This window comes from Bradyrhizobium sp. STM 3809 (genome assembly GCF_000239795.1).
GTDB lineage: Bacteria > Pseudomonadota > Alphaproteobacteria > Rhizobiales > Xanthobacteraceae > Bradyrhizobium.
On record NZ_CAFJ01000047.1, the window covers coordinates 1 to 9,280 of the forward strand.

Below are 9,280 nucleotides of genomic sequence, written 5' to 3' on the forward strand. Positions count from 1 at the left end.
GGTCGAGCTACAGGCCCGGCCGAAGGCGCGGGCGCGCAATGCAGCACTCGATCACGCGCGCACCTTCCTCACACTGGTGGTGCTGCTGCATCATGCCGTCATTCCCTACACCTATTTCGGGCACACCGATCCGACCTCCTTCCTCGGTTTCGACGGCATCGTGCTGGCCACCGACAGCTTCTTCATGGCCATGTTCTTCTTCCTGTCGGGCCTGTTCGTGTGGTCCGGGCTAGCGCACAAAACGACGCTGCAGTTCCTGCGCGACCGGCTGCTCCGCCTGGGCCTGCCCTTCGTGGTCGCGGCGCTGACACTGATACCGCTCGCCTATTATGCGATCGAGTTGCGCGCCAATCCCGGGGCGAGTTTCTCCGCCTACTGGTGGAAGACCGTCACCGTCGGTCCGTGGCCGAGCGGACCGGTCTGGTTCATCTGGGTGCTGCTGGCGTTCGACACCTCGGCGGCCCTGCTCTACCGCGTCTCGCCGCGCCTGCTCGAGCCGATCAACCGGCTGTCGCAGCGCGGCTTCGCGCAGCCGCGCGATTTCTTTTTCGTCTTTCTGCTGATCACGGCCCTGCTCTATGTCCCATCGCGGCTGTACTTCGGGCCGACCTTCTGGTTCGAGGCCGGTCCGTTCTCGGTGCAGGCCAGCCGCATCCTGCTCTACGCCGCCTATTTCTACGTCGGCGCCGGCATCGGCTCGGCGAATTTCGAGCGCGGCCTGCTGGCGGCGGAAGGTCAGATGTCGCAGCGCGGGCTCGGCGCGTGGATCGTGGTGACGCTCGTGCCCTACGTGCTGCTGTGGGTGCTGATCACCATCAAGCGCGAGGTGCTCGACAATCCGCCGGTGCTACCGCACTGGTACGAAGGGGCCTACGGCTTCTTTTTCGTGATCTTCAGCGCCGCGATGATGTTCGCGATCCTGTCCTACTTCCTCAATCACCGCCGCTCGGAATTCTCCGTGCTCGACCGGCTGCAGGCCGATGCCTACGGCATGTTCCTGGTGCACTATCCGATCGTGCTGTGGATCCAGTACGGGCTGTTCGACCTCAATCTCCCGGCCGTCGCCAAGGCGACGATCGCCTTCGTCGGCAGCGTGCTCCTGAGCTGGGGCGCGACCTGGCTGCTGCGGCAGATCCCGGGCGCGAAGAACGTGTTGTAAGACACGCCCGTCTCCTCCGTCATTGCGAGCGCAGCGGCGCAGCGAAGCAATCCAGGGCTCAGGAAGGACTCTGGATTGCTTCGCTGCGCTCGCAATGACGCAAGTGAAGAGGCGCTGGTCTCACAGCGAACTCCGCTGTCGTCCCTGCGAACGCAGGGACCCATCACCACAGGACCTTGTTGTTGGCGCGGGTCGACGACAAGTCCGCCCGACGACTCCGGCTTTTGGGCGCCCGATCGGCGCCACGTCGGCGCGGTGCGCCGCCGTCGCTTGTCCGGGACGACGGCGGTGGGTTAGGCCGCCGCACCGCCCATGTAGCTCGGCAGCCAGCTTTCGAACCGGGTCTTGAGCGTGGCGACCTCGACCGACGCTTCGCCGGCGATCGCCAGCGCGCTGCCGCCCGTGGTGCCGATCCGCGTGCACGGCACGTTGGCGCCGCGCATCTTGGCCAGCACACGGCCGGCCTCGGTCTCCGGCACCGTCACCAGATAGCGCGCCTGGTCCTCGCCGAACCAATAGGCATGCGGCACGATCGAGGCAGGCGAAGCCAGCAGGCGTGCGCCGATCCCGGAGGCCATCGCCATCTCGGCGAGCGCGACCAGCAGGCCGCCGTCGGACAGGTCATGTGCCGCGGTCGCCGTGCCCGCATGGATCATGCCGCGGACGACATCGCCGATGCGCTTCTCGGCGGCAAGATCGACCGGCGGCGGAGCGCCCTCCTCGCGGCCGCAGACGTCGCGCAGATACACGGACTGGCCGAGCCAGCCATGGGTCTCGCCGATCAGCAGGATCGCCTCGCCTTCGGCCTTGAAGGCGATGCTGGCGGACTTGGTGAAGTCGTCGAGCAGGCCGACGCCGCCGATCGAGGGTGTGGGCAGGATCGCCCGCCCATTGGTCTCGTTGTAGAGCGAGACGTTGCCGGACACGACCGGGAAGTCGAGCGCGCGGCAGGCCTCCGAGATGCCCTTCAGGCAGCCGACGAACTGGCCCATGATCTCGGGCCGCTCCGGATTGCCGAAATTGAGATTGTCGGTGATGGCGAGCGGACGGCCGCCGACCGCGGTGATGTTGCGCCAGGCTTCCGCCACCGCCTGCTTGCCGCCCTCGAACGGGTCGGCTTCGCAATAACGCGGCGTGACGTCGACGGTGAGCGCCAGCCCCTTCGGGCCATCCTGCACGCGCACGACCGCGGCATCGCCGCCGGGGCGCTGCACGGTGTTGCCGAGAATGACGTGGTCGTACTGCTCCCAGATCCAGCGCTTGGAGCAGAGATCGGGTGTCGCGATCAGCTTCTCCAGCGCCGGGATGATGTCCATCGGCGCCTTGACCTCGCGGGCGTGGATCACGGGCAGCGCCGGCGAGGCGACATGCGGACGGTCGTAGAGTGGCGCCTCGTCGCCGAGCTCCTTGATCGGCAGGTCGGCCATGACGTCGCCACCATGCTTGACGACGAAGCGCTTGCTCGGCGTGGTGTAGCCGACCACGGCGAAATCGAGGCCCCATTTGCGGAAGATCGCCTCGGCTTCCTTTTCCTTCTCCGGCTTCAGCACCATGAGCATGCGCTCCTGGCTCTCGGAGAGCATCATCTCGTAGGCGCTCATGCCGGTCTCGCGGGTCGGCACGGAGTCCAGATCGAGGTCGACGCCGAGGTCGCCCTTGGCGCCCATTTCCACCGCAGAGCAGGTCAGGCCCGCCGCGCCCATGTCCTGAATGGCGATCACGCAGTCGGCGGCCATGATCTCGAGGCATGCCTCGAGCAGCAGCTTCTCGGCGAAGGGATCGCCGACCTGCACCGTCGGACGCTTTTCCTCGGAGGAGTCGTCGAACTCGGCCGAGGCCATCGAGGCGCCATGGATGCCGTCGCGCCCCGTCTTGGAGCCGAGATAGACGATCGGCATGTTCACGCCGGAGGCCGCCGCATAGAAGATCTTGTCGGCATCGGCCAAGCCGACCGCCATGGCGTTGACCAGGATGTTGCCGTCATAGCGGGTGTGGAAGCGGGTCTGCCCGCCGACCGTGGGCACGCCGAAGGAGTTGCCGTAGCCACCGATGCCGGCGACGACGCCGGACACGAGGTGCCGGGTCTTGGGGTGCTCCGGCGCGCCGAACGACAGCGCGTTCAGGCAGGCGATCGGACGGGCGCCCATGGTGAACACGTCGCGCAGGATGCCGCCGACACCCGTGGTGGCACCCTGGTACGGCTCGATGTAGCTCGGGTGGTTGTGGCTCTCCATCTTGAACACGACCGCCTGGCCATCGCCGATGTCGATCACACCGGCGTTCTCGCCCGGGCCCTGGATCACCCAGGGCGCCTTGGTCGGCAGGCCCTTGAGATGGATGCGCGACGACTTGTAAGAGCAATGCTCGTTCCACATCGCCGAGAAGATTCCGAGCTCGGTGAAGGTCGGCTCGCGCCCGATCAGCTTCAGGATGCGCTCATATTCGTCGGGCTTCAGGCCGTGGGCGGCGACGAGCTCGGGGGTGATCTGCGGTTCATTGCGCATGGAGAAATGCCTTTGCCCCGTGGGCCGCTGGTCCCTTAAACCCTGCTTCATAGAAAGCCGGGCCTGATGCGAAAAGGCCTTTTACGGCCCCCATCCGCCCTGTCCAGAGCTTTGGCCAGGACCGCCCCGTGGGATATTTGCAGAATGGCGATTGATCGGATTTAAGACGGTCAATCAACAGTTAAAGGCCCCCTCACGTGCACGATCTGTCCCGTTCCGCCTTCGAGAACCGCCCCGGCATCCACATCGCCACCGATGGCGAGTTCGCCGGCTGGCGCACCTGGATGCGCGACAGCTACGAATCCCACACCGGCCCGTTCTGGCACCGGATGGAGGAGGACGGCTCGATCCGCTGCGCCTTCCGGGTCGAGAAGAAGCACCTCAACGGCGCCGGCAACGTCCATGGCGGCTGCCTGATGACGTTCGCGGACTACTGCCTGTTCGCCTTCGCAGCCCCGATCCTGCAGGGCCCGGGCGTGACGGTGTCGTTCTCGTCCGAGTTCCTCGATGCCGCGCGCGAGGGCGAGCTGATCGAGGCCACCGGAGAGGTCACCCGCGCCGGCGCCTCGCTGATCTTCCTGCGCGGCATGCTGCATTCCGGGGCGAAGCCGCTGTTCTCGTTCTCCGGCACCATCAAGCGGGTGAAGCGCCGCACGCCGGAGGCGGCGAGTTCGCCGTAGCTCAACAAGCACCGTAGGGTGGGCAAAGGCGTTGCCGTGCCCTCTCCTCGCGCGAGCTTGCAATGGCGCCGTGCCCGCCGTCCGGCACCGAGTCCGCAGCGCGATGGTGGGCACGCTGCCGCCTGACGGCGGCTGCTTTGCCCACCCTACGGCACTTCGCGCTCTGTCACCCCGCGATCTGCTTCTCGGCGATCGCAATCCACTCGGACTGGGCCTTGCGGACATGGCGCGGCGAGCGCTTCATCTGGATGAGCAGTTCGGTGAACACCACCTTGGCCTCGTCGACGCGGCCGACCAGCTTGAGCAGCGTGCCGTAGCGCACCTTTGCCTCGCTGCTCGGCGCGTAGTCCAGCAGCGCCTGGTACTCCTCCAGCGCCTCGCCGCTTCGGCCCGCATCCTGCAAAGCCCGTGCATACAAAAGATGCGCTTCGGCCGAATTGTAGTCCGGCCAGGTCTTCTGCAGCTCGTCGAGCGTCGCCAGCGCATCGGCCGGGCGGCGCCGCGCAAACTGCGCCTTGGCCTTGCCGAGCGCAAAGATCGCCTCATGGCCCATCGGCAGGCTGAGGATATGGTCGTAGTGGCGTTCGGCCTCGTCATAGCGGCTAATCGCGACGCATTCCTCCGCGAGCGCGGCCCGGTTGGCGATCGTATCCGTGATGGCGACACGATCGGACAACTCGCGGTAGTACTTCTCGGGATCGAGCTTGTTGGCGACGCGCTTGCGCGCCTTCTGCACGTCATGGCTGCCGAGCCATTCCGGCACCAGCTCGACCACGATGTAGGCGAGCGCACCGATCATCGGCACCATCAGGATGATGAAAGCCCAGGGCTGCAGCCGCCCGGTGCGCGAGGCATGGTAGATCAGCGAAATGTCGAGCAGCAGTACGACAAGAGCGATGGGCACGGAATATTCCCCAACTGACACAGCCGGAACTTACACGCCGACGTTGATAGCGTGGCGCACAAGCCCGGACAATCCCGCGTGGGGCGCCGGCCGGCCGATGATGCCCGTTTGACGCATGCGAACAACAGACGGTTCAAGCAGCGAAGCACGGCATGTTCGATGGCCGGACTCGAGGACCGTCTGTCGCAAAAAAGGGCGGGAGCGCGCCGCGCTCCCGCCCTCGAGCAGCCCCGCCTAGGGCTGCGGCATCACTGCTGCTGCTGGTCGATGACCTGCACCACCTTCTGATCACGCGGGTCGACCAGCACGACCTGATCGCCGATCGCCAGATACTGGTAGTTGGCGAGCTCCGGATTGGCGCGCGCGAGCTCCTCGGGCACGCGGCGCAGGCTCAGGCAGCTGGAGCCCGACGAGGTTGACGACGACGAAGTCGTCGAGCCCACCGTCCCGGTCTCCGTGGCGGCACGGCGCAGGATCCGGCGCTGGTCGTCCGTCAGGACGATGTGGGTCGAGCCGACGCCGTAGCCCCCGCGATCATAACCGCGGTCCGCGCGCATGCCGTTCTGCGGGATGACGTCGACGATCTCGCGGCTGCGCGGGTCGACGATCGCGATCTCGTCATTGACCACGGTGTACTCGTAGCCGCGATATTCCGGCACGATGGTCACGATGTCCGACGGCAGCGGACGCGGCCGGACACGCTCCGGCAGGCGCTCGCCGACATTGATGTTGATGTTGAGGTTGGTGCGCGCCTGATCGAAGTCGTGATCGCGCTTGAGCTCGTCGACCACGCGGGTCTTCTGCTGCTCGTTGACCGACACCTGCGAGTTGGAGCGGCTGCCATTGGGCTGGGTCTGATTGCTGGCCTGCCCGGTCTGATCACGCTGGCCGGCGCCGGCCGGGCCGTTCGGCTGGTTCTGCTGTGCGGTCGTGCTCTTGCTCTCGGCCGCGTTCGGCTGGTTGGCCTGCTTGTTGCGGTCGCCGGCCTGCTTGTCCGCGGCCTGGTCGGACGTACCGGCCTTGTGCTCATCCTGGCTCTGCCGGGTCTTGTCCTTGTCGCGATCATTGCGATCGGCCTCACGGTCGGACTTCCGATCCGTCGCCCCCGACTTGCTCTCGGCGGCGCGATCCTCGCCCTTGCGCGGCTCGTCGGCGCGGCCCTGCTGCTGCTTGGGCTCGGCCTTGCTCTTGCTGTCCGATTGCTTGTCGGCCTGCTTGCTGTCGGTCGACGACTTCGACTCGGCGCTCTCCTTGGCCTCGCGGCCACGCTCGGTCGCCTGACCGGCCTTGCTCTCGGCGCTCTGCTTGGTGTCATGCGCCGACCGCTCGGAGGATTTTTCCTGAGCCTGCTCGCGTCCCGTTGCGGATGAAGGCTCGCCACGGCGCTCCCCCTGCGCGCTCTGCTTGGCCTCGGAGCCGGCGCGTTCCGCGGCGGCTCCGCCGCCCTTTGCCTCACTCCTGGCTTCTCCCTTGACCTCTCCCTTTGCGTCGGCGGCCGGACGCGTGGCCTCGTGCGCCGTCGCAGCGGCCGGGCCTCCCTCGCGCTTCATGTCGCCTTGCGCCGATGCAGCACCTGATGCCGTGCCGATCGCCAGGATGATCGCGGCCGTTCCCAGCCAATGTTTCGTCGTCATAAGAGAACCTCCTTGGTTCCCTGCCCCATTCGCGGGCGGACAACGCAAACAGCCGCCCGGCGTTGCCGGACGGCGCGAGAAAAAACTGCGGAACGATTTTGATGAACGGCGTCGACGCGCCCGTCACCCGATCATTTCGATCGCGGCGCGAGCAGAAGCATGACCGGGACCGCGAACTGCTTGAAGTTGGCGGTGCTGTTCGCCTCGCCGGTCGCGGAGCTGATCAGGCTGGCACTGCCTCTCGCGCCGAACAGCATGCCGCTCACCTGGTATTCCTTCTCTCCGCTTGGCGACACTTTCAGGCGCCGCACAAAGAACATGCGCGGCAGGCCGCTGCCCTTGTCGCCCTCGACGCCCAGGATCGTCGTGGTCTGCCCGGGCACGCGCTGGTCGAGCAGCTTGACCATCTGGTCCTGCGAGGCGCGGAATTGCTCGATCGTCATCGTCGTGTTGGGCCCGTAGAGCCGGTAGCTGACCTTCGAGCCAGGGCCGCATTTCGCATCATCGCACAGGAAGAAGGTCACGTCGGTACCGTTCGGCCGCTGCGGTTTCCAGCCGCCCACGGTGAACGGCAGAGGCGGCGTGGCGACCGACGGCGTCGTCGTCGGGGTCTCGGCCCGAGCGACGCCGGCGCCCGCGACGAGCGCGAGCGACGCGGACAGAAGAAGCCAGCGCAGAACGCGCTGGGTGAGAGGCAGCGTCGACATCAAGGCACCGTCGGGATCGAGGAAATGGCAGGACGAACCTCGGGGACGATCCGGGAGATGGAGGAGTCCCGCAACCTCGATCACCAATCGGTCGTTTGTGGGTCGGGCCGGGCGAGCGGCCCGGCGGAAACGTCTCGGGTGCAGGCCACCGGTCAGGCTGCGCGGTCGAGATGGGCGACGAGGCCGGCGAACAGGCCGCGGCCGTCGGTGCAGCCCATGATGTCCTCGACGTGATTCTCGGGGTGCGGCATCATGCCGAGCACATTGCCGCGCTCGTTGACGATGCCGGCGATCGAATGCGCGGCGCCATTGATGTTGCTGAGGTCGCCGACCTCGCCATCGGCCGAGCAGTAGCGGTAGAGCACGCGGCCGTCGCTATTGAGCCGCTTCAACGTCTCCTCGTCGGCCGCGTAGTTGCCCTCGCCATGGGCGACGGGCACGCGGATGACCTGGCCGGCATTGTAGCCGCGGGTGAACGGCGTATCCGACCGTTCGACGCGCAGATGCACGTCCTTGCAGATGAATTTCAGCCGGTCGTTGCGCATCAGCACGCCCGGCAGCAGGCCGGATTCGCACAGGATCTGGAAGCCATTGCAGACGCCGAGCACGAGCCCGCCCTTGGCGGCGAAGTCGCGCACCGCATCCATGACCGGCGCCCGCGCCGCGATCGCGCCACAGCGCAAATAATCGCCATAGGAGAAGCCGCCGGGGACGACCACGAGGTCGGTGCCCTTGGGCAGCGCCGTCTCGGCGTGCCAGACCATCGCCGGCTCATGGCCGGAGATCATGCGCAGCGCGCGCGCCATATCGCGCTCGCGGTTGATGCCGGGGAAGACGAGGATGGCGGATTTCATGGCGTCGGCACATCGTTGAGTTCGAGGCGCCGCTCGATTCGATCGAGCCGACCCTCGTGGCGAACCAAAATGGCGTGGATGCCGGAGAGCTCCTGGTCGATGCCAGTGATCTCCTGACGATGAGCGATCTGGGCAGTGCGGGAGGCATGCTCCGCGAACTTGAGCTCGTCGAGCTTTCCATCGACCTGCGCGCGCCGCGCCTGGATCGACTTCGAGACCTCGTACATCAGCTCGTTGGTGACCGCGGTCATGCCCCTTCCCCGAAGGCTGCGTTAGCCCAGCAGCTCCACCCGGTAATTCTCGATCACCGTATTGGCGAGCAGCTTGTCGGCGGCAGCCTTCAGGGCCGCCTCCGCCTGGGCCTTGTCGGCGCCGGCGAGCTCGATGTCGAACACCTTGCCCTGGCGCACGGATGCGACGCCGTCGACGCCGAGCGATTTGAGGGCGCCCTCGATCGCCTTGCCCTGGGGATCGAGGATGCCGGTTTTCAGTGTCACCGTGACACGCGCTTTCACGTCTTGATTCCCTTTAGCTCTTGACCAGGACCGGGCCGGAGCCCGCCGGACGCTCGTTCTCCATGAGGATGCCGAGCCGCTTGGCGACCTCGGTATAGGCCTCCAGGAGGCCGCCAAGATCACGACGGAAGCGGTCCTTGTCGAGCTTCTCGTTCGACTTGATGTCCCACAGCCGGCAGGAATCGGGGGAAATCTCGTCGGCGACGATGATTCGCATCATCTCGTTCTCGAACAGCCGGCCGCACTCCATCTTGAAGTCGACGAGGCGGATGCCGATGCCGAGGAAGAGGCCGGTCAGGAAGTCGTTGACGCGGATGGCGAGC

The 9,280-nt window shown here is 66.5% G+C and carries 10 protein-coding genes; 2 read left to right on the forward strand and 8 right to left on the reverse strand.

Annotated features, from left to right (window positions below):
- Positions 1-1,159, forward strand: a 1,159-nt coding sequence (locus tag BRAS3809_RS02085; RefSeq protein ID WP_035655045.1) for an acyltransferase family protein, incomplete at its 5' end; no start/stop codon positions are given.
- Between the two features lie 293 nt (positions 1,160-1,452).
- On the opposite strand, the gene purL is transcribed toward BRAS3809_RS02085, so the two are convergent.
- Positions 1,453-3,663 (reverse strand): phosphoribosylformylglycinamidine synthase subunit PurL, encoded by a 2,211-nt coding sequence (gene purL, locus BRAS3809_RS02090; protein WP_008960447.1) that lies wholly within the window; start codon positions 3,661-3,663, stop codon positions 1,453-1,455.
- Positions 3,664-3,860: 197 nt separating this feature from the next.
- Here purL and BRAS3809_RS02095 point away from each other — a divergent pair, with 197 nt between their 5' ends.
- Positions 3,861-4,343, forward strand: a complete 483-nt coding sequence (locus tag BRAS3809_RS02095; RefSeq protein ID WP_008960448.1) for a PaaI family thioesterase — start codon at positions 3,861-3,863, stop codon at positions 4,341-4,343.
- Positions 4,344-4,509: 166 nt separating this feature from the next.
- Here the strand turns inward: BRAS3809_RS02095 and BRAS3809_RS02100 are convergent, their stop codons facing one another.
- The 7 genes from BRAS3809_RS02100 to BRAS3809_RS02130 form a co-directional block, all read right to left on the reverse strand.
- A complete protein-coding gene (locus tag BRAS3809_RS02100) occupies positions 4,510-5,247 on the reverse strand; it encodes a tetratricopeptide repeat protein (protein WP_008960449.1) in 738 nt (245 codons plus the stop codon).
- Positions 5,248-5,495: 248 nt separating this feature from the next.
- A complete protein-coding gene (locus tag BRAS3809_RS02105) occupies positions 5,496-6,797 on the reverse strand; it encodes a DUF1236 domain-containing protein (protein ID WP_008960450.1) in 1,302 nt (433 codons plus the stop codon).
- A gap of 215 nt (positions 6,798-7,012) precedes the next feature.
- Entirely contained in the window at positions 7,013-7,588 is a 576-nt protein-coding gene (locus tag BRAS3809_RS02110; RefSeq protein WP_240535577.1) for a hypothetical protein, read from the reverse strand.
- Between the two features lie 152 nt (positions 7,589-7,740).
- A complete protein-coding gene (gene purQ / locus BRAS3809_RS02115; protein WP_008960452.1) occupies positions 7,741-8,442 on the reverse strand; it encodes a phosphoribosylformylglycinamidine synthase subunit PurQ in 702 nt (233 codons plus the stop codon).
- Complete coding sequence (locus tag BRAS3809_RS02120; protein WP_008960453.1) at positions 8,439-8,693, reverse strand: hypothetical protein; 255 nt, start codon at positions 8,691-8,693, stop codon at positions 8,439-8,441. Before BRAS3809_RS02120 ends, purQ begins: the two co-directional genes overlap by 4 nt.
- 21 nt (positions 8,694-8,714) lie before the next feature.
- Positions 8,715-8,957, reverse strand: coding sequence for a phosphoribosylformylglycinamidine synthase subunit PurS (purS, locus tag BRAS3809_RS02125; protein ID WP_006614499.1), 243 nt, complete (start codon positions 8,955-8,957; stop codon positions 8,715-8,717).
- 13 nt (positions 8,958-8,970) lie between these two features.
- The coding region (locus BRAS3809_RS02130) for a phosphoribosylaminoimidazolesuccinocarboxamide synthase (protein ID WP_035655046.1) at positions 8,971-9,280 on the reverse strand (310 nt) is incomplete at its 5' end.